Below are 19,280 nucleotides of genomic sequence, written 5' to 3' on the forward strand. Positions count from 1 at the left end.
TCTATGGGTTCGAGTGCTAACATCGATCCGTCGGCTTTCATAACCGGCTTCTGGAGAACCCAATGACTACCGCAACGATGAATTTGCCAGTACTTTCCGGCGGCGACAGCCTGGATCGTTATGTACAGCAGGTACATGCCATCCCCATGCTGAGCCAGGAAGAGGAGCTATCGCTGGCCAATCGCTTCCACACCGAGAACGATCTCGATGCGGCAGGAAAGCTGGTGCTGTCGCACCTGCGCGTAGTGGTGTCGATCGCCCGGGGCTATGCCGGCTATGGCTTGCCGCAAGCCGACCTGATCCAGGAAGGCAATATCGGCCTGATGAAGGCGGTAAAGCGCTTTGAGCCGAGCCGTGGCGTGCGCCTGTTTTCGTTCGCCGTGCACTGGATTCGCGCCGAAATTCACGAATACATCCTGCGCAACTGGCGCCTGGTGCGGGTGGCTACCACCAAGGCACAGCGCAAGCTGTTCTTCAATCTGCGCAGCATGAAGAAGGGCATGGCCGCCCTGACGCATAAGGAAGCAGCACAGATCGCCGCCGACCTTGGCGTCAAACCCGAAGAAGTGCTGGAAATGGAAACCCGCATGCGCGGCCAGGATGTGGCGCTGATGGCCGATGATGGCGACGAGGACGGCTACGCGCCAATCGACTGGCTGGCCGACGAAGACAACGAGCCTACCGCCGTGCTGCAACGCCGCGCTACCGACCGCCTGCAAGGCGCCGGCCTCGAAGACGCCTTGGCCACCCTGGACGACCGCAGCCGCCGCATCGTCGAAGCCCGCTGGCTCGCCGACGACAGCGGCGCCACCTTGCACGAATTGGCTGATGAATTTGGCGTATCGGCAGAGCGGATCAGACAGATTGAGGTGAAGGCTTTGCAGAAGATGAAGGTGGCGTTGGCGTGCGCTGAATGTTAGATCGGTATGGCGATCAGAGAACACGATGTGACAACCCACCCCTCTCGTGTTTGGCAGTGTTAGTCAGGCTGATTAGGAACGCCTAGGTCGTGCCACCGAGTGCCGGAGTACTTGAGATTTTCTTGCTATGGCGAATGTGCAAAGTGTCACGTACAGCATTTACGCGTAAGGGAGAAACCGCGAATTTTGACGGACGCAGAGGAGGCTCCAGGTGAGAACAGTGTTGTTGGGTGCCGCAGGCACGGGAACGGCATTCGCAATCGCTTCACGTTTGAAAGCGATCTGGGGCAATGGTATTAGGTTGATTGCGTCTGATGTGAATAGTGCAAGCATGGTCTCAACCTCGCTCCTTGCCGATGCTTATCATCAAGTCCCATATGCTAACAGTCCGTTGTTTGAGGGTTGCATTGTCGATCTGCTAAGAGATGAAAGCGTCAATCACTATATACCAATTCTGAACGAGGAAATAGTACTTGCCGGTGAGCTTGCGGATAACAATGTTTATTCGCACATTGATTTTTGGAGTTCTATGCATTACGCGAAATGCGTAGATAAAAAATACGCAAGTCAGTGGTTGAATAGTATTGGCATTTCGACTCCGAAAGACGTCAGAATTGCCGATATTGAGTGTGAGGAACGCCGGGTTTTTGTTAAGCCGCGCGATGGGTTTGGGAGTCGAAAAGCCCAAGTAATGACGTTGGGGCAGGTTAAGGCATTGCCATTTGAGGAGCAAGAGGCACTGGTTATTCAGGAGCTGTGTGACGGCCCGGAGGTGACGGTCGACAGTTTTTGGGATGCGCAGAAAGGCCGGGGTTATATATATTGTCGTGAGCGCCTAGAGGTTAAGGCTGGAGTTTGTACTAAGGCTAGATTGTTTTACTGTGGCGAATTGGCTAAAGTGGCGGAGCGTATAGCCACTGAAATGTCACAACACGGAACTATATGCTTTCAAGTAATGAAATTTTCTGGCGCTTGGGTGGTGACTGACTTGAATCTGCGACCGGGAGCTGGTACCGCTATGACTTGTGCGGCTGGATTTGATGTTCTGGCCGCTGCATTTGCGTGTAGAACAGGGGGGGACTATTCTAGATATGTTAAGCCTCTAGTAGAGGGTGAAGAGTATATCATCACGCGGCAGTATGTTGAGTTTGTTACTAGGCACTCAGTGATCATTTAGAAGGCGTTCTAAGCTATGCCTGCAGACTATTCCTCTCGTTTTTTACTATTGAGTTTGATGTGACGCTTACTGGCGTGAACATTATGTTTGATCTAGATGGTACGCTAATCTCTGCGGCCGAACGCCAGAGTTGCCTTATGAAAGCGATCGCCGGTCGGTACGGTATTAATTTGGATGCTGATGTTTATTGGCGGTTAAAGCGAGCTGGTGATGGTAATGTCGATGCGTTGCTGGGGATGGGTGTGGATTTAACAACGGCACGTCGTTTGCATCTTGCTTGGCTGCGGGATGTCGAGTCCCCATATTGGTTAAGTTTTGATTCGGTATTTGAAGATACTGTGAGTTCGTTGGAGGTCCTTGTTTTGAAGGGGGCTTCTCTCCACCTCGTTACTGCAAGAAGAGACAGCAGTCTCATGGTTTATCAAATACAACGCCTAGGAATTTTTCGTTACTTTAGAAGTATTAATTGCGTCAGTCCGGAGCGAGCGGTCGAAGAGAAGAGGGGGGTTATACTTGGAAAAAAAGGTATAGTACTGGTTGGTGATAGTGAAATTGATTTCAAGGCTGCACAAGTGTCAGGGTGTGAGTTCCATGCTGTTTCTACGGGGCAACGTAGCTCATCATTTCTTTCGAGGTTGGGCGGCGCTGCAGTCTGGTCCAGTCTAACGGGTTGCATTTCACGGATTGCTGATGAATATCATGGCTAATGAAGAGAAGAGTAGACTTGATGCGGTGGCAATGAAGTCCGTTTATGATAAGGGCGCAAACGCGGCTGGGATTCGTTATGGCTATAAAGTTGCTAGCAGGTTTATTAAGTATGGAGCTACGCTCGAGTTGGGTCCGGCAGAGGGGTTGATGACCGAGCTGTTATGTTCGGTGGTTCCCTCTCTGACTTGCGTCGATGGGTCCGAATTATTTTGCAAGGAACTGAAAAAGAAATTTCCTAATGTATTTGTCATAAATTCATTATTCGAAGATCTTTTTTTGGAGTCGAAGTTTTTAAATATTATTCTTGGTCATGTGTTGGAGCATGTGAATGATCCCGTGGTTGTACTTGAGAGAATAAAGCAATTCCTGCTGCCCCAGGGGGTGATTTTTGCCGCCGTTCCTAATGCGCGATCGCTCCATCGTCAGGCGGCGGTGGAAATGGGAATTCTTGACTCAGAGCATGCCCTAAATGAAATGGATATTCATCATGGGCATCGCCGTGTATTTGATCCTGAATCATTTCGACAGGTCTTTATTCGGGCAGGTTTGAAAGTGGATTTTTTTGGTGGGTATTGGCTTAAGCCGGTATCAAATGGTCAGATCGAGCGGGATTGGGATGGGGAAATGATTGGGGCGTTCATGAAGCTGGGAGAGCGCTATCCAGACGTGGCAGCGGAGATATATGTCGTTGCTTCGCTGCCTGGAGAAAGCTCGTGAGCATGGGGTTTCAGTTCAAAAAATACTTGAAAACTTTTAGCGCCGCTATTTTTCCAGCCAGGAAGCGACATGGTTTACAGTGTTAATAACGTATTGAGCTTCTTCGTCCTCTAAAGTTGGACTCATTGGTAAGCTCAGAATTTGGCTGTGAATCAATTCGGTAATGGGGAAGTCCCCTTTTAAGTATCCAAGATTTCCATACGCAGATTGAAGGTGTGGTGGTGTGGGGTAGTGAATACCCGTATCCACTCCTGCAAGCGCCAACTTTGCTCGGAGTAGGTCTCGCAGCGTGTGCCGTATAGTAAATGTGTGCCAAACCATACTTCCAGAAAAGTCTGGCATAGGAAGCGTTAGTAAGGATGAGTCAAGACCATTCAGGTACATATTGGCGATTTCACGACGCCGAGAATTATCGGCCTCAAGGCGTGCCAGTTTAACTGAGAGGAAGGCGGCCTGGATGGCATCAAGGCGACAATTGTAACCTGGGAATTCATTCACATATTTTGTTGAGGATCCATAATTCCCCAGTTTTCTGCAGCGTTCAATTAGTTCATGATTCCCACTTGTTATCGCGCCTGCATCACCAAGGGCGCCAAGATTCTTGCCAGGGTAAAAACTAAAGCCAGCCGCGTCACCTAACGAGCCAGCCCTTTTGCCCATGTATTCCGCACCATGAGCTTGTGCAGCGTCTTCAATAACAAGCAGTTCATATTGGTGTGCAATATCATTTATCTTGGCCATATCTGCAATGCGACCATAAAGATGCACCGGTAGAATGGCCCGCGTACGTTTGGTGATTGCAGCCTCTATTCTGAATGGGTCAATATTGTATGAAAGCAGATCCGGTTCAACGGGGATGGGTGTCGCCCCCGTGTGGCTAACGGCCAGCCAAGTAGCAATATAGGTGTTCGCAGGGACGATCACCTCATCACCTGGGCCGATACCATAGGCTTTCAGGATCAGATGCAAAGCATCTAGTCCATTGCTTACCCCGAGCGCGTATGGTGTATTGCAGAACGTAGCGAATCTGGACTCAAAGTCTTGCACCTCTTGGCCTTGAATATACCAACCAGAATCCAACACGCGAGAGAATGCTTGATTCAGCGCTGCAGCGTCGCGTTGATTAATTTTCTTTAGATCAAGAAACAGTACATGCATGAATAGGACCGTTAATGTAGGTTGCTGTCAATATCTATTGGAAACTACGACGCCATATTGCAACAACCAACTAAACGGGCCGAAGCTTTTGAGCCTCAGCAATAAACTCCTCCTTGTCGCGAATATAGTCGGATTCATCGAACGGTGTGTCGGCCAAGACCATCAAGACACAATCCTCCGAAAAGTCATACATTTCGCGCCAAACCATAGACTCCAGAAGAATGCCTTGTGCCGGATGATCCAGGAGCACCTGAATCTGCTCGTGTCCATCGTCTAGCAGGAAACGGCAGCTACCGCGGACTGCTACTACTACCTGTCGAAGATTCCGGTGCGCATGAAGGCCGCGACGGACGCCAGGTTTGGTGTCGAACATGTAATACACCCGGCGCACCGTAAAGGGAACATTGACCCCCTCTTCTAGTGCAATCAATGCCCCTCGTTCGTCGCCATGTGCCTGTAACTGCATGAAGCGTATGTTCATCGTCATCCTCAATACTGAGCTTGGTCGCGATTACCGGATACCAACGTAGCGTCTAAAACGCCATTTTCTGTATCGCCACTGACTCGGCGTATCTTTGTGCCGGTGTTTGGTGGCCGATGGACGAATGGCGGCGTTTGCGATTGTAAAACACCTCAACGCAATCAAATAGGTCCTTGCGCGCCTCGGCGCGTGTCACATAGCGGCGGTGGAAAACGCGCTCGCTTTTCAAGCTGTTGAAGAAGCTTTCCATCGGTGCGTTATCCCAAAAGTTACCCTTCCGGCTCATCGATGCCTCCATGCCATATTCCGTCAGCAGCGCTTGGTAATCGTGGCTGCAATACTGGCTGCCCCGATCCGAGTGGTGCAGCAAGCCAGGCTTCGGTTTGCGCCGGAATCGCGCCATGCGCAAGGCGTTGATGACCAGCTCGCGCGTCATGCGTTCGTCCATGGCCCAGCCGATAATGGCGCGGGTATGCAGGCCCATGACGACTGCCAGATAGAGCCAGCCCTCGCGGGTCGGAATGTAGGTGATATCAGCTGTCCAGACTGTATCCGGCGCCGTGGTGCTGAATTGCCGATCCAGCACATTGGGCGCCACCGGCATTGAATGCTTGCTGTTGGTCGTTGCCTTGTAGCGCCGCTTGTGGCGTGCCCGGATGCCATGCTTCTGCATCAATCGCTGGATACGCGCCTTACTCACGGGATGTCCTCGGAACTTGAGTTCCTGATAGATACGCGGCGAGCCATAAGCGCCGTGGAATTCAGTATGGATGCTGCGAATCAACGCAAGCAATTGCGCATCCGACAGCCAGTGCGTCGGGCCGCCGCAGGCCTGCCAATCAGCAAAGCCGCTTGTGCTGACGGACAAGCGCTTGCACAGCGACTGCAGCGGGTAGTGTTGGCGCATCTGGTCAATCACGGCGTACTTCACTGTGACTTCTTCGCGAAGTACGCCGTGGCTTTTTCCAGGATTTCGAGCTCCATCTTGAGACGGGCGTTCTCGGCACGCAGGCGGGACAATTCCATCTGCTCGGGCGAAACCGGCTTGCCAGAACCGGTGGCCAGCCTCCCGGCTTTATGGGCCTTGCGCCAGTTGCCCAGGGTCTGCTCGGAAATACCCAAGTCGCGTGCAACCTGGGCCGGCCTCTTGCCTTCAGCCTCAACCAGACGGATCGCTTCCTGCTTGAATTCGGTGGTGTAGCTTTGTCGGGGAATTTTGTACATTCGGAACCTCTGTAGACCAGTTTAACCAGCTACAGTTGGTATCCGAAATCCGCGTCCAAGCTCACTTTTGTAAGGCCTCTTCCATGGAGTCACCTTGCTGAAGAAGCTGATTTAGACGGACTACGGCGCAGGTATGCCGTAAGTCATGAGCGGTGACTGATTCTTTGCCGGTTCGATCCCGCAGTTCAGCCAGGATAGGCTCAGGCAGATTGTCAGATAACTTGGCGAACAGCTTGGTGATGGACTCCGTCGAAAGTGGCTGGTTTTTCTGAGAGTTCAGCAAGTACGGATGATCGGGGCGGCCACGGTAATTCTCGACATAGGTCTGAACCAACTTCGCGACAGGTTCGCTAACCGGCACCTGCCGGATCGACTGGGCGGTCTTGATGCTGGGCCGAGAGTAACGCGGATCGTCGTCCTCATCAGCATATCGATTTGTCTGAACATTCAGCCAATAACGCATTCGCTGCTGCCGGTTGTCGTAAGCACTCTTGATCGCGTCCACAGGCAGGAGTAGCGCTTCGGCTCGGCGTAAGCCCTGGTGCAGCATCAGAAAGAATGCCAGATAGACCTGCCAGCGAACCTTTTCGCGAGAAAACGGATTGCGTGCGGCTACGGGGTCGAGATGTTCGTAGAGCGCCGAAACCACATTGGCCGGTAGTGAGCGAACTGCCTGTGTCGGCTGGCGCCGGCGAATGTGCAGTTGGTCATAGAGAAAATTCAGACAGTGCAGCCGTTCCTCGATTCGCTTTAGACGTGAGTTCGGGATCGCACTGCGCGACAACCAGGTCACGATCGAGGTGACAAAGTCCAAGCCAGTTTGCCAACGTGCTTCATCGGCGTCGGTCTGTGTCGCCTGGTTGCGAATTGAAACGAACCAGGACTCCAAGACCTCGGCCAAGATGACTTCTTCGAGATGAGCCAACGCTTCGTCCAGCGCGCCATTGCCGCGAAGGTAGTCGGCATGAAGGTATAAGTTTTCTATGTAACGGAGTTTCTTGGTCAACGTGGCGGGCGCCAACTGCGCACCTGCCATGATCGACCAGACGGTCGCCCAGTAGCGCGGGACATGTCGCTCATCCACAAGGACGGGCCCACGTAGCGAATTAGGGACGGCAGGATGGTTCAGTATTTTGAAAGGCAAGCAGAACCCTCGGGGAGCATCAGCAAAACTACCGTTACCAGAGCGAAGCGTTGCGGTAGTTATAGGAAAACACAGCCAGTTTATGCAACACCTCGAAAACTACCGTGCTTACGTATAATCATTATTATGTAAAGCTGTATAAATTCATGCAGCCATCGTCAGCTGCACATGCGATCAACCAGAACCGCACCGGCAACCCGGCCTTGCCTATCCCCGGTCCGCAAAATCAGATTGCCGCTGCCGATCATCGGCAGTGCCACGCGCAAGCGACTTCCCCGTGGTGCCGAGCTAAGGCAAACTGCCGGCGTATTGCCGCTGCCGAACCATCTGCAACGGTTTTTCAAACGCATCAACCGCTAAGGACGGTTGGGCTTTTTTCCATATCAGTGAAAGACCTCAGAATGAAAGCGTTTGCCGTATTTTTGGCCTGCCTGCTGTCGGTTTCGACCCTGGCTGCCGCGCCCCATGTGCTGATCAAGACCAGCCTTGGCGATATTGAAGTCGAATTGAACCAGGACAAGGCGCCGATCTCGGTAGCCAACTTCCTGAGCTATGTGCAGTCTGGCTACTACGCCGGTACGATTTTCCATCGGGTTTATCCTGGTTTTGTTGCGCAAGGCGGCGGCTTGCTGCCCAATCTGACCGAAAAGAAGCCGACAGCCGCGCCCATCGTCAATGAGGCAGGAAACGGGTTAAAGAATCTGCGAGGGACCATTGCCATGGCACGCCTTCCTGACCCCAACTCCGCCACCAGCCAGTTTTATTTCAACCTGGTTGATAACAGCTCCCTTGATCAGTCATCGAGCAATGGCTTTGGCTATGCCGTGTTTGGCAAAGTGGTCAATGGCATGTCGGTAGTTGATGCCATGACGAAAATTCCGACCACGACGGTTGGCGGCTATGAATATGTGCCCACCACGCCAATTACCATCCTGTCGGCGGCAGTCGTTGCGGCTACGCCATCGTTCTCGGCCAGTGTCACAGCAAGCGGCACCGCGGCGGCGCAAACGCTGGATCTGGTAGTGGCACCGGGCAGCGCCGATCTGAACAAGGCTGCGCATACATTTGCCGCGGCGGTTCTGCCCAATGGCGCGACCTATATGCTGACCCCTAACGGCGTGCAGGCGTTCGACCTGAATGCGCCAGCGGCCTTTGCTGCCGGCTATCTGCAAGCCAGCGCGAGCTATCGCCTGATCAGCGGGCTCAATACTGCTGGCTTGGCCGGCACGACGATTTACGCCGGCTATGGCTTGGGTACCAACCCGCAGAATGCGCTGAGCGAGCTGTTGAGCAGCCAACGTATGTTGCCGGTTTACACCTTCAACTGATCAAGCTAGCGGGAAAAGCGGGCGGCGATTGTCATGTCTGTACTGCGGATTTCAACGTACAACATTCACAAGGGCATGTCGCCGCTCAACCGGCACCATGTCCTGCATCAGCTCAAACAGGCGGTGCAGGGCTTGCGTGCCGATCTGTTGTTTTTGCAGGAGGTGCAGGGTGAGCACACCCGCCGCGCTGCGCGGCATGCCGATTGGCCCGCCCTGCCCCAACATGTATTTCTGGCGCCCGATCATCACCATGCTTATGGCTGCAATGCGCAGTACCGCAGCGGCCACCATGGCAATGCGCTGCTGTCGCGTTTTCCGATTTCGCGCATCCATAACGAAGATATCAGCGTCAACCGGCTGGAGCGGCGTGGTCTTCTGCATGGCGCGATTGTCGTCAACGGCTGGCCGCAGGCGCTGCATTGCCTGTGTGTGCACCTGAATCTGCGCGCGGCCGACCGGCGCAAGCAACTGCTGGTCTTGAGCGACTATGTGCGGCAAAACGTGCCCGATGACGCACCGCTGATCATCGCCGGCGATTTCAACGACTGGCGCGGTGATGCCTGCGAGCTGCTGGGCCAGCAGCTGGGCATGCAGGAAGTATTTACCAGCCTTCATGGCCGCACGGTGGCCAGTTTTCCGGCGCGCCTGCCATTATTGGCACTGGACCGCATCTATCTGCGTGGTCTGGTAGCCCGTACCGCCGAAGTACACGGCGGACGGCAATGGCAAGGTTTGTCCGACCATCTGCCTCTCAGCGCCACGGTGCAATTGCAGTAATGCAGGACGCACGCAGCCGGCTCGATAGTGCTCCATTCGACTACCTGCCCTGCAAGGACGGCAAGCTGCTGCTGCGCCATCTTGGCAAGGTAGTCAAAACGCTGAGCGGGCGCGCGGCCAGCCAGTTCTTGCTGAAAGCAGGCCGGCTGGACGGCCAGGCGCTGCAGCTATTGCTGGCGCGTGAAACTGGCCAGTTCAAATTTGGCAACGAAAAACAGCGTGATGGACTACCACGGTAACCGCTTGCAGCTGCTGTGCAACGGGCGCGAATACTTCCCGGCCTTGTTGGCCGTCATCAGCACCGCGCGCCGCGAAGTATTCATCGAAAGTTATCTGTTCGAAGCCGACGACATCGGTCGGGCGGTCAGTGCCGCACTGATTCGTGCGGCACGGCGTGGTGTTGCCACCCATCTTCTGGTGGATGGCTTCGGCGCGCATGGCCTGCCGCCCGCCCTGCGCCGCAGCCTGCAGCAAGGCGGCGTGCGCCTGCTGTTCTTTCGCCCGGAACCACACTTCCTGCACCTTGATCGGCAGCGGCTACGCCGGCTCCATCGCAAGCTGGCGGTGATCGATGGCCACACCGGATTTGTGGGCGGCATCAATATCCTGGCCGACACCACCGATGCTGCCGGACTCGCGCCACGCTATGACTATGCAGTGCAGGTAAACGGCCCCTTGGCGGCGGAAATTCGCAAGGTATGCGCCAGCCAGTGGCGCCGTACCGCCTGGATGCAACTGAAGCCGGAACTCGGGCGGCTGCCGCCCGCCCCGCCCTGCCCGCCTCGCCTCGGCAAGCACAGCGCACGCCTGGTGCGCCGCGACAATCTGCGGCATCGCCGCGATATCGAGCACGCCTATCTGCAAGCCATGCGCAATGCGCGGCAGGAGATTGTGCTCGCCAATGCCTACTTTTTGCCTGGCCTGACGTTTCGCCACGCACTGTTGGCAGCGCGTGCCCGCGGTATCCGCGTGGTGCTGTTGCTACAGGGGCGGATCGACCATCTGTTGCTGCACTATGCCTCGCGGGTGCTGTATCGGCCGCTATTGCAGGCCGGTGTGGAAATCCACGAGTACCAGGCTGGCTTTATGCATGCCAAGGTCGGGGTGATCGACCGCGAATGGTTTACCGTCGGCTCGTCGAATATCGACCCATTCAGCCTGCTGACAGCACGCGAGGCGAACCTGGTGGCGCGTGATGCGCAGCTTGCCGGTCAGCTGCGCGACGATATCCAGCGGCATATCGATCACGACGCACTGGCAGTTCCGCAATCGCTGCTGCGGCGTGGGCGCCTGATCACCGTACTATCCTGGCTGGCTTATCAGTTGGTGCGTTTGCTCCTTGGCATTACGGGCTATGGGCGGCGCGAGTACCGCGAATAGGTGCGCGACACTACTGACATCATGCTGTCAGTAGCCTTGGCGCACCATGCGTGTGCGGCACTTACGCACTACCCCAACCCGACCGGAGAATCCCGAATGAATGCTGTTGACTGGTTTGAAATCCCTGCTGCCAACTTTGAACGCGCTTGCGCATTTTATGAGTCGACCCTGGCGATCAAGCTCAATACCGACAACTATATGGAAAACATGCAGCTGGCTGCCTTTCCCTACCAGCATCCTGGCGTGGGCGGCGCGGTGATCAAGGCTGATCACCTGCAGCCTTCGGCAAGTGGCACGCTGGTTTATCTGTATACGAGGGTCGGCCGCGCTCCGTGAAAAAAACAGCCGTTTCTTACGTATCCAACTGATTGGAAGCACATTTTTCGTGAATTGTGCTACCTGCTACCAACCAGGATTCGAGCGTTAGAGCTTTATACCCGTCCGATCTTCCAGCTGCTTCTTAATAAAGCCCTTAGCGATTTCCTTTAAAAGATCCATGGTGAAGCCCCCCGCGGCCATGGCTCCGCTTTTGGTCTTGGCCCACACATCGGGATCGCGCACCGAATCTAGGAAGTCATGCCCTTCCCAGGTAAGCGCACGGAAGCTGATGCCTATCAAGGGATTGGTACCGCCGTTGTCAATAAATCTCGCTTCGCGCATCAGACGTAGGTGGTACTGAATCTCTTCTTGGGTTGCTCCATCAATCTGGAGTACCAGTTCAGCTGGATCAAGAAGCACCACTCCGCCTGGTCGGACAGGCATATCCTCCAGTTTCAATAGCAGATTCCGAACCAAATCCATATCGCGCTTCATATGCTCCACTCCCTAGCCTTCAGCCTCAGATACTACTACATCTAGTATTTTTATCTGGTCAATCAACTAGATATGGTGTTTTGATGTTGCGCATGATAGACCATTTCACTTATAGTGGCTTTAGCACTCGCTGACTTGGAGTGCTAAAAGGAAAAAGCCGCCAGGGCGGCAACCCGAAGCGGCTTTTGCGGATCATCTGACGAGCCCGCGGTCCTGCTGTGAAAAGCTGGCGAACGATATAGCAAGCGCATCATCCTTGCCAACCCGTTCGTCTGATGTGTGGGGCTTCCGTTGTCAGAACCACCCTTTGATTCCAGAGAGGATCAATCATGGCAATTGGCAAGACTCCCGGCACGAATACCGGAAAAAACGGCGGCATCTTCCAGGAGGTTGGCCCTCGTGGCGGCCTCAAGGAAAATTATGCAACTGTGCCGGATCATCGGCCACTCCCGCCTACTACTACGCCGGGCCATACTTGGGTACCGGTGGAACGTACGCCGGATAGCCACCGGTAATTGTTCGACGCAAGTCTAAAGGGACGGCTTGCCGTCCCTTTTTTCATTCATGCCGCCATAACCCCAAGACGATAAACCGCTCAGTATTACATTAACCGCAGCGGGTTCATCTCCACTTAGAATGGGGAGTTGAAGGTAGCAATAACTTGCTCTCGGAAATGCCCCATATGCAGCAAGGTCGCGAGTGGGCGACTTGTCGAGGTTCCGGCATCCAGAGTCAGGTCGACAGGTGCGATGGCATCTGACTCGTATTCTTCTGTTTCATGCTCCGCGCCGAATCGGGTTATATCCCCAAAGTTGGCGCTCAGCTCCCCTAGGACTGCTTGGCCACCGTGCACGCGCTCAATGCTGACTACGGCTTCGCCCGGAAGATCCTCGCCAACACGATGAGCGAAGTCACTCAAGTTCGGCTCCGCAAACGTCAGCAGCCAAGCGTCTTGGTTTACGGCACCCGTCACACGCAAAATACGACCAAGAACCTGCCGATAGTGCAACTCGGTCTTGATCGGACTGAGATGGCAGCAAACCTGCAGTCGAGGAATGTCCGTGCCTTCACTCACCATGCCAATACTGACAATCCATTGCGTGGTCGATTCACGGAAACGGCGGATTAGCTCTGCAGCGTCAGGATTCTGATAGCTGACAAGCATGACGGATTGAGCAAAAGTATCGGTCAGCATGTCGGCGATGCGCTTCGCATGAGCAACCGATGCTGCCACGACCAGCCCGCCAGCATAAGGGTTCTCCCGGCGAATTTGCGCGAGCCGATCACATCCTCGGGCCAGCATGAAACGTATGGCGTCTTCGTGGCTGATTAGCGCGTGATAGGGAAATTTGTCAGACTGCAGCAGTTCGGTGAACGATGAATAGGTTCGTATTTCCTCGCTACCGTCCCGAATGGAAATCGCCTCGTTATCGATCAGCACGATATGGGGGCGGCGGCAGACGCCGTCACGGACGGCCTCTACCAGGCCATAACGGAAATCACATTGAATCTGGCCTTCGGGGTCTGAGTATCGTGAGAGAACGATTGGTGCGCGATCCGATCGCCATGGCGTTCCAGACATGGCCAAGGTGACGTGGGCGCGATCCTGAATGTTGAACAGTATCTCCTCGCCCCAGCCGTTCGCATCGTCGCCGGTCGTGCCGGCACAATGGTGAATTTCGTCGAAGACGACCATTACGCGATGGTTGTCGAAAATTTCCCAGAATCCTGCGTCAAAATGCAGCAGGGCCTGATAGGTGTACGAACAGCCGACGGCACCAATCAGGCCGTCGAAGCGACGGCCAAGGGTTTTGCCAAACGCCTGTCGGAAGCCCTCGGCGACACTGACCGACGGCGAAAAACACAGCACGAAATCGATCTGGCCAGATGCCAGCAGCGCGCGTGCCAAGTGAGCAGCCATGGTCGTTTTTCCCGCACCGGGTGTCGCCAGACAGAAAAAATGCCGATGGTACAGGTAATGGTCTAGGGCAGTCTTGATGCATGCAGACTGCCAGTGGCGCAAGCTCATGCAGCTGGGGATGGCGCGAGTCGCTTCAGCACTGTTTCCACAGCCTTGATTTGGCCTAGAAGCTTGGAGCTGCGTTCCCGCGCACTGAGGTACTGCGGTTCGATATGGGCTTTGAGGTCGGGAAATTGGTTATAGAGGCGCATGTACTCTTCACTTTCGCCGACACAAGACAGCAGATCCACTTGGTACTGTCGGACGGTCTCTTGAAGCGTATCGGCGATTCGCATTGGCGGCGTCGCATTGCTGCCCATGTCTGGTGCCTCAATCACCACCGGCGCGCGTCGACGCCGTGTCGGCGCTTTCAAGAAACGCACTTTGGCAAACAGTTCGGTTTGGACATAGGTGGCAAATTCCCTCCCCTTCTTGTGCTTTTCCAGCAGGCCGAGCTTGATCAGTCGTAACACTTGCTTATAGGCCTTCTTGTGCAGATCAGGCCCCTTGTCGGGGTCGACATTCGCATCATGGGCGCCAATCGCGTCGCGTAGCTGCATGACTGTGAAATGATTCAAGCCTCGCGTTACGAGTACCTCGTAGAAAAGGGTATCCAGCTTGATGGTGGGATATTGCATCATGGCCTGCCGAGCGTTGGTTTTAAGCGCCTCCTCGGATGGGTGATTCAGAGGGGTTTTGGCGAAGGCTGCGGATTATAATCCGTGGTTTTATGGGTCGCAACTTAGGATAGTCCTTGCCTTTAATGGGGCAAGCGATGGGTAAGTTGTCGGTCCAATTCGGAGAAAAACTCCGTCAGATGCGCGCAAACAGAGGTCTATCTCAAGACGCCCTAGCGCTGATGGCCGACATTGATCGCAGCTATGTGGGGCGCATCGAACGAGGTGAGGTAAATATCACCCTCGAGAAGGCATATCAGCTCGCGAAAGTACTTGAGTGCCCTCTGACGGCACTTTTGCCAGACTAGAATCTGGCGTTCGCTCGCGTGGCGAATCCTCAGTCTGTTCAACGTCTTGCCGCGCGGTTCGAGCGGGTTGCTTGAGTCCGTTCAGTGTGCAGCCGGTTGATCAGGTATCTGCTTCGTGAGATTGGCAAGCAAACCAGCCTGGACATCTACGGTAGCTTGAAGGCGGATACAGGTGGCCTCGTGTTGCTTGGCCGCTGACCGCGCCGCCTCCAACTGACGTAATGCCTCCTCGCTCGCGGCACTCAATTGCTTGATCTGCTCCGCGAGCCTGGCCTGTGTCGCTTCCTGCTCGGCCACCTGGCGCGAAAGCGCCACACCGGCCTGCTCCTGCCGATCTTTTGCTGTTTCAGTCTGGCGCAGTGCCTTGCGCGTACCCGCAAGCTCCGTGATCACCTTAGCCAACTCCTGATGTATACGTGTCAGCTCATCCTGTTTCACGATCAACGATTGGCCTAGGTTACGGATTTCCATTTGGAGCTGCTGTACTTGGTGTTCGTGCCGGCGCTGGTCCTGCTCGCGCTGCTCCTTCACAGACTGCCGGTAATGTTCCAGCGCATCCCTTGCATGCTGGTGCTTCTCTTCCAGAGATTGGCGGTGCGCCTCGTTGTCTTTCAGGCGCTCGCCGAGGTCGGCGACCTGCTGGGTTAAACGCTCCATTGTGAGGCGGGCCTCGGCCAGCGCTTCGTCAACCGCGGTGCGCTGCGCGGTTTCGTCGCAGAGCGCCACCTCAGTACGCTGCAGCTGGCTACTTAGTCCTGCGTTCTCCTGGCGAAGCTGGGCAATGAGCGCGTCTTTATCCTGCAGCTTGGCTTCGTACTGCTGGCGCTGCTCAATGAGCAGCTCATTGGCCTCTTCCTTGAGACGCGCGCCAAGCCTGCTGGCCAGTTCCTGGATTGCCTCGCTGACCGAGATGCCTTTGCCTGCCCCGCCGCCGTCTTCATCCTCCAGCTCGCGCAAATAGCGCTGGATAGTGGTTTTCGACCCCGTATTGCCGAGCTGTTCGCGCACGGCGTCGATCGATGGATGGCGCCCTTGGGCCACCAGGCGATCCCGGGCTTGTTGGACTTCTGACTTGAGTACGCCGCTGCGTGCCATGGTGGTCTCCTGAGAATTTCATACCATATTACGTATTATGTAATTACACATAAATATTGCGCAACATCGAATAAGATTTTCGAAAAAATTAAGGCGTGATAATCAAGAATTATCACGCCTTATTCTGTTGGGGGGCGCAAAAGCGAACGTAAGTTGGTATGAAACCCTACCCGGTGTGCTTGCGCCCTCTCATCATTCGATACGCTGCCGGAATCACCAGCATCGACAGCAGCGGCGCCGTGACCATGCCACCAACCATAGGAGCGGCAATGCGGCTCATCACTTCTGAGCCGGTGCCGCTACCCAGCAGGATGGGCAAGAGGCCAGCCAGGATCACCGCTACCGTCATGGCTTTGGGTCGCACGCGAAGCACCGCGCCCTGGCGGATGGCCTGGTCGAGCACGTGATCGCTCAACGCCAGGCCGTGTTCCTGCCGCATGGCCGCTGCCTGCTTCAGGTAGAGGAGCATAACCACGCCGAACTCGGCTGACACCCCGGCCAAAGCGATAAAACCCACGCCGGTCGCGACCGATAGGTTGTAGCCCAGCAGGTAGAGGAACCATATGCCACCGGTGAGTGCCAGCGGCAGCGTCGCCATGATCAGTGCAGCTTCATCCAAGCGCCGGAAGGTGAGGTAGAGCAGCACGAAGATGATAAGCAGCGTGGCCGGCACCACCAGTTTGAGGCGCGAGTTCGCCCGCTCCAGAAATTCGAAGTGGCCCGAGTAGCTCAGGCTCATGCCTGGTGCGAGCTTGATCTCTCGGCCGATGGCAGTGCGCAGATCGGCCACCACCGAGGCCAGGTCGCGGTTTCGCACATCGACGTATACCCATCCGGAGGGTCTGGCGTTCTCGCTCTTGAGCATCGGCGGCCCGTCGCTGACCTTGACCTGCGCCACGGTGCCGAGGGTGATCTGCGCCCCCATCGGGGTCAGCATCGGGAGATTGCGCAGGCTCTCCAACGAATCGCGCAGCTCGCGCGGGTAGCGCACATTGATGGGAAAGCGCGCCAGGCCCTCCACCGTTTCGCCCACGTTGTCGCCACCGATGGCGCTGGCCACCACCGATTGCACGTCGGCGATGTTGAGCCCGTAGCGGCCTGCGGCGGCGCGGTCGATATCGACGTCGATGTAGCGTCCACCCGTTAGCCGCTCAGCCAGCGCCGAACTGACGCCGGGCACGGTTTTGGCAACCCGTTCAACCGCTTGGGCGACTCGGTCGATGGCGGCCAGGTCGGTGCCGGCCACCTTCACCCCGATCGGGCTCTTGATGCCGGTGGCCAGCATGTCGATGCGGTTGCGGATCGGCGGCACCCAGATATTGGCGAGACCGGGCACCTTCACCACCCGGTCCAGTTCCTCGGTCAGCTTCTCCATGGTCATGCCCGACCGCCATTGCGCGCGCGGCTTGAAGCGGATGGTGGTCTCGAACATTTCCAACGGTGCCGGGTCGGTGGCGGTTTCCGCCCGGCCGGCCTTGCCGAACACGCTGTCGACTTCGGGCACGGTCTTGATCAGCCGGTCGGTCTGTTGCAGCAGCTCGCCTGCCTTGGCGGCCGAGAGGCCTGGCAGTGCCGAGGGCATATAGAGCAGGTCGCCTTCGTCCAGCGGCGGCATGAACTCGCCGCCAAGATGCATGAGCGGCCAAGCCGTCGTCGCGAAGGCCAGTAGCGCCAGGGCCAAGGTGGCCTTGGGCCAGCGCAGCACCCTGTCCAGCAAGGGGCGGTAGAGAGCGATCAAGCCACGGTTGAGCGGGTTGGCGTGTTCAGCCGGGATGCGGCCACGTATCCAGTAGCCCATCAGCACCGGAATCAGCGTCACGCTCAAGCCGGCGGCGGCGGCCATGGCGTAGGTCTTGGTGAAGGCCAGCGGGCCGAACAACCGGCCCTCCTGTGCTTCCAGCGTGAACACCGGGATGAAACTCAGGGTGATGATCAGCAGGCTGAAGAACAGCGCCGGCCCGACCTCGGCCGCTGCCTCGGTTATCACCTGCCAATGCTGGGCGCCAACGAGCTGTTCGCCTGGGTGCCGGTGCAGCCATTGCTCGACGTGCTTATGGGCGTTTTCGATCATCACCACCGCCGCGTCGACCATGGCGCCGATGGCAATGGCGATGCCGCCCAGACTCATGATGTTGGCGTTCACCCCCTGGTAGCGCATGACGATGAAGGCGGCTAACACGCCCAGCGGCAGCGCGACGATGGCCACCAGGGCCGAGCGCAGGTGCCACAGGAACACCACGCACACCACCGCCACCACGATGAATTCTTCGACCAGCTTGTGCGTCAGGTTGTCCACCGCGCGATCGATGAGCTGGCTGCGGTCATAGGTGGTCACGATCTCCACGCCTGCCGGCAGGCTGGCCTTCAGCTCGTCTAGCTTGGCCTGCACGGCGGTGAGGGTAGTGCGAGCATTCTTGCCCGAGCGCAGGATCACCACCCCGCCGGCTACCTCGCCCTCGCCGTTTAGTTCGGCGATACCGCGGCGCATTTCGGGGCCGAGCTGCACGGTGGCGACATCGCCTAACCGTACTGACACGCCGCCGGCTGTGGTTTTGAGCGGGATGGCGCGGAAATCGTCAAGGGTTTTCAGATAGCCGCCGGCACGCACCATGTACTCGGCTTCGGCTAGTTCCAGCACGGCGCCGCCGGCTTCCTGGTTGGCGGCCTGGATGGCAGCGATGGCCTGCTGGTGGCTCACGCCGTAGCTGGCCAGCTTCAGCGGGTCGAGCACGACCTGGTACTGCTTGACCATGCCGCCGACTGAGGCGACTTCCGCTACGTTGGGCAGGCTTTTCAGCTCGAACTTGAGGAACCAGTCCTGCAGCGCGCGCAGTTGCGCCAGATCGTGCCGGCCGGTTTTGTCGACCAGGGCGTATTCGTAGACCCAGCCGACGCCGGTGGCATCGGGCCCCAGCGACGCTTTTGCCGTGGCTGGCAGTTTGCCCTGCACCTGGTTCAGGTATTCGAGCACGCGCGAGCGCGCCCAGTAGAGGTCGGTGCCGTCCTCGAATAGCACATAGACGAAGCTGTCGCCGAAGAAGGAGAAGCCGCGCACCGTCTTGGCGCCCGGCACCGACAGCATGGTGGTGGTGAGCGGATAGGTGACCTGGTTCTCGACGATCTGCGGCGCCTGGCCGGGGTAGGACGTGCGGATGATGACCTGCACGTCGCTCAGATCTGGCAGAGCATCGAGCGGCGTCGTGCGCACCGCCCAGATGCCCCAGCCGGCTAAGAAGAGCGTCGTCAGCAGCACGAGGAAGCGGTTAGCCACCGACCAGCGGATCAGCTTTTCGATCATGGCTGGCTCCCGGCGCCCAGCTTGGCCAACACACCGCTGAGGCTGGCTTCCGAGTCGATCAGGAACTGACCCGAGGCCACCACCTGCTGACCTGCTGCCAGACCATGGCGGATCT

The 19,280-nt window shown here is 56.5% G+C and carries 18 protein-coding genes and 1 pseudogene; 10 read left to right on the forward strand and 9 right to left on the reverse strand.

Annotated elements, in window-relative coordinates:
* Positions 1-62 precede the first annotated feature (62 nt).
* From rpoH to ACE3OH_RS02345, 4 genes are all read left to right on the forward strand, one after another.
* Positions 63-920 (forward strand): RNA polymerase sigma factor RpoH, encoded by an 858-nt coding sequence (rpoH, locus tag ACE3OH_RS02330; RefSeq protein WP_374347858.1) that lies wholly within the window; start codon positions 63-65, stop codon positions 918-920.
* 211 nt (positions 921-1,131) lie between these two features.
* The gene (locus tag ACE3OH_RS02335) at positions 1,132-2,097 is read left to right on the forward strand and encodes an ATP-grasp domain-containing protein (RefSeq protein WP_374347860.1); all 966 of its coding nucleotides are present in this window, start codon (positions 1,132-1,134) and stop codon (positions 2,095-2,097) included.
* A gap of 83 nt (positions 2,098-2,180) precedes the next feature.
* Positions 2,181-2,804, forward strand: coding sequence for an HAD family hydrolase (locus ACE3OH_RS02340; protein ID WP_374347899.1), 624 nt, complete (start codon positions 2,181-2,183; stop codon positions 2,802-2,804).
* Positions 2,788-3,522, forward strand: coding sequence for a class I SAM-dependent methyltransferase (locus ACE3OH_RS02345; RefSeq protein WP_374347862.1), 735 nt, complete (start codon positions 2,788-2,790; stop codon positions 3,520-3,522). Before ACE3OH_RS02340 ends, ACE3OH_RS02345 begins: the two co-directional genes overlap by 17 nt.
* A 45-nt stretch (positions 3,523-3,567) precedes the next feature.
* Here ACE3OH_RS02345 and ACE3OH_RS02350 read toward each other — a convergent pair whose 3' ends face one another.
* The 4 genes from ACE3OH_RS02350 to ACE3OH_RS02365 all read right to left on the reverse strand — a co-directional run bounded on the left by ACE3OH_RS02350 (position 3,568) and on the right by ACE3OH_RS02365 (position 7,469).
* A complete protein-coding gene (locus ACE3OH_RS02350; RefSeq protein ID WP_374347864.1) occupies positions 3,568-4,680 on the reverse strand; it encodes a DegT/DnrJ/EryC1/StrS family aminotransferase in 1,113 nt (370 codons plus the stop codon).
* A 70-nt stretch (positions 4,681-4,750) separates the two neighbouring features.
* Positions 4,751-5,161, reverse strand: a complete 411-nt coding sequence (locus ACE3OH_RS02355; RefSeq protein WP_374347866.1) for an FdtA/QdtA family cupin domain-containing protein — start codon at positions 5,159-5,161, stop codon at positions 4,751-4,753.
* A 52-nt stretch (positions 5,162-5,213) separates the two neighbouring features.
* Positions 5,214-6,385, reverse strand: a protein-coding gene (locus ACE3OH_RS02360) for an IS3 family transposase (RefSeq protein ID WP_374347869.1) whose coding sequence is annotated in 2 segments (ribosomal slippage) — positions 5,214-6,127 and positions 6,127-6,385 — 1,173 coding nt in all. Because the reading frame shifts where the segments join, the coding sequence is not laid out codon by codon here.
* Between the two features lie 61 nt (positions 6,386-6,446).
* Entirely contained in the window at positions 6,447-7,469 is a 1,023-nt protein-coding gene (locus ACE3OH_RS02365; RefSeq protein ID WP_374347871.1) for a tyrosine-type recombinase/integrase, read from the reverse strand.
* 461 nt (positions 7,470-7,930) lie between these two features.
* Here ACE3OH_RS02365 and ACE3OH_RS02370 point away from each other — a divergent pair.
* The 5 genes and pseudogenes from ACE3OH_RS02370 to ACE3OH_RS02390 all read left to right on the forward strand — a co-directional run.
* Positions 7,931-8,470: pseudogene (locus ACE3OH_RS02370) on the forward strand (peptidylprolyl isomerase); the annotation flags it as partial.
* A gap of 420 nt (positions 8,471-8,890) precedes the next feature.
* Complete coding sequence (locus ACE3OH_RS02375; protein WP_374347873.1) at positions 8,891-9,634, forward strand: endonuclease/exonuclease/phosphatase family protein; 744 nt, start codon at positions 8,891-8,893, stop codon at positions 9,632-9,634.
* Positions 9,634-9,873, forward strand: coding sequence for a hypothetical protein (locus tag ACE3OH_RS02380; RefSeq protein WP_374347875.1), 240 nt, complete (start codon positions 9,634-9,636; stop codon positions 9,871-9,873). Before ACE3OH_RS02375 ends, ACE3OH_RS02380 begins: the two co-directional genes overlap by 1 nt.
* On the forward strand, positions 9,857-11,014 hold the full coding sequence (gene clsB, locus ACE3OH_RS02385; RefSeq protein WP_374347902.1) for a cardiolipin synthase ClsB: 1,158 nt from the start codon (positions 9,857-9,859) through the stop codon (positions 11,012-11,014). Before ACE3OH_RS02380 ends, clsB begins: the two co-directional genes overlap by 17 nt.
* Before the next feature lie 96 nt (positions 11,015-11,110).
* Positions 11,111-11,350 carry a hypothetical protein gene (locus ACE3OH_RS02390; protein WP_374347878.1) on the forward strand — a complete coding sequence of 80 codons (240 nt, stop codon included), beginning with the start codon at positions 11,111-11,113 and terminating at the stop codon, positions 11,348-11,350.
* A gap of 87 nt (positions 11,351-11,437) precedes the next feature.
* Here the strand turns inward: ACE3OH_RS02390 and ACE3OH_RS02395 are convergent, their stop codons facing one another.
* The 3 genes from ACE3OH_RS02395 to ACE3OH_RS02405 all read right to left on the reverse strand — a co-directional run bounded on the left by ACE3OH_RS02395 (position 11,438) and on the right by ACE3OH_RS02405 (position 14,428).
* A complete protein-coding gene (locus tag ACE3OH_RS02395) occupies positions 11,438-11,827 on the reverse strand; it encodes a DUF2513 domain-containing protein (protein ID WP_374347880.1) in 390 nt (129 codons plus the stop codon).
* Between the two features lie 631 nt (positions 11,828-12,458).
* Complete coding sequence (locus ACE3OH_RS02400; protein ID WP_374347882.1) at positions 12,459-13,856, reverse strand: DEAD/DEAH box helicase; 1,398 nt, start codon at positions 13,854-13,856, stop codon at positions 12,459-12,461.
* Complete coding sequence (locus ACE3OH_RS02405) at positions 13,853-14,428, reverse strand: hypothetical protein (protein WP_374347884.1); 576 nt, start codon at positions 14,426-14,428, stop codon at positions 13,853-13,855. The genes ACE3OH_RS02400 and ACE3OH_RS02405 overlap by 4 nt, the downstream gene beginning before the upstream one ends.
* A 134-nt stretch (positions 14,429-14,562) precedes the next feature.
* On the opposite strand from ACE3OH_RS02405, the gene ACE3OH_RS02410 reads away from it, so the two are divergent.
* Positions 14,563-14,772: a helix-turn-helix domain-containing protein gene (locus ACE3OH_RS02410; RefSeq protein WP_374347888.1), complete on the forward strand. Its 210-nt coding sequence runs from the start codon at positions 14,563-14,565 to the stop codon at positions 14,770-14,772.
* 81 nt (positions 14,773-14,853) lie between these two features.
* Here ACE3OH_RS02410 and ACE3OH_RS02415 read toward each other — a convergent pair whose 3' ends face one another.
* Both ACE3OH_RS02415 and ACE3OH_RS02420 read right to left on the reverse strand, forming a co-directional pair.
* Positions 14,854-15,867 (reverse strand): DNA-binding protein, encoded by a 1,014-nt coding sequence (locus ACE3OH_RS02415; protein WP_374347890.1) that lies wholly within the window; start codon positions 15,865-15,867, stop codon positions 14,854-14,856.
* Positions 15,868-16,033: 166 nt separating this feature from the next.
* The gene (locus ACE3OH_RS02420) at positions 16,034-19,165 is read right to left on the reverse strand and encodes an efflux RND transporter permease subunit (RefSeq protein ID WP_374347892.1); all 3,132 of its coding nucleotides are present in this window, start codon (positions 19,163-19,165) and stop codon (positions 16,034-16,036) included.
* Positions 19,166-19,280 lie beyond the last annotated feature (115 nt).

Source organism: Chitinimonas sp., assembly GCF_041904975.1.
In the GTDB taxonomy this organism is placed as follows: domain Bacteria; phylum Pseudomonadota; class Gammaproteobacteria; order Burkholderiales; family Chitinimonadaceae; genus Chitinimonas.

Bases quoted from the DNA above. Each gene is read 5' to 3' on its own strand.
- ACE3OH_RS02345 (WP_374347862.1), top strand. From the start codon at position 2,788: ATGAATATCATGGCTAATGAAGAGAAGAGTAGACTTGATGCGGTGGCA.
- ACE3OH_RS02395 (WP_374347880.1), bottom strand. From the start codon at position 11,827: ATGAAGCGCGATATGGATTTGGTTCGGAATCTGCTATTGAAACTGGAG.
- ACE3OH_RS02340 (WP_374347899.1), top strand. From the start codon at position 2,181: ATGTTTGATCTAGATGGTACGCTAATCTCTGCGGCCGAACGCCAGAGT.
- ACE3OH_RS02400 (WP_374347882.1), bottom strand. From the start codon at position 13,856: ATGAGCTTGCGCCACTGGCAGTCTGCATGCATCAAGACTGCCCTAGAC.
- ACE3OH_RS02405 (WP_374347884.1), bottom strand. From the start codon at position 14,428: ATGATGCAATATCCCACCATCAAGCTGGATACCCTTTTCTACGAGGTA.
- ACE3OH_RS02375 (WP_374347873.1), top strand. From the start codon at position 8,891: ATGTCTGTACTGCGGATTTCAACGTACAACATTCACAAGGGCATGTCG.
- ACE3OH_RS02410 (WP_374347888.1), top strand. From the start codon at position 14,563: ATGGGTAAGTTGTCGGTCCAATTCGGAGAAAAACTCCGTCAGATGCGC.
- ACE3OH_RS02390 (WP_374347878.1), top strand. From the start codon at position 11,111: ATGAATGCTGTTGACTGGTTTGAAATCCCTGCTGCCAACTTTGAACGC.
- ACE3OH_RS02415 (WP_374347890.1), bottom strand. From the start codon at position 15,867: ATGGCACGCAGCGGCGTACTCAAGTCAGAAGTCCAACAAGCCCGGGAT.
- ACE3OH_RS02420 (WP_374347892.1), bottom strand. From the start codon at position 19,165: ATGATCGAAAAGCTGATCCGCTGGTCGGTGGCTAACCGCTTCCTCGTG.
- rpoH (WP_374347858.1), top strand. From the start codon at position 63: ATGACTACCGCAACGATGAATTTGCCAGTACTTTCCGGCGGCGACAGC.
- ACE3OH_RS02350 (WP_374347864.1), bottom strand. From the start codon at position 4,680: ATGCATGTACTGTTTCTTGATCTAAAGAAAATTAATCAACGCGACGCT.
- ACE3OH_RS02380 (WP_374347875.1), top strand. From the start codon at position 9,634: ATGCAGGACGCACGCAGCCGGCTCGATAGTGCTCCATTCGACTACCTG.
- ACE3OH_RS02355 (WP_374347866.1), bottom strand. From the start codon at position 5,161: ATGAACATACGCTTCATGCAGTTACAGGCACATGGCGACGAACGAGGG.
- clsB (WP_374347902.1), top strand. From the start codon at position 9,857: ATGGACTACCACGGTAACCGCTTGCAGCTGCTGTGCAACGGGCGCGAA.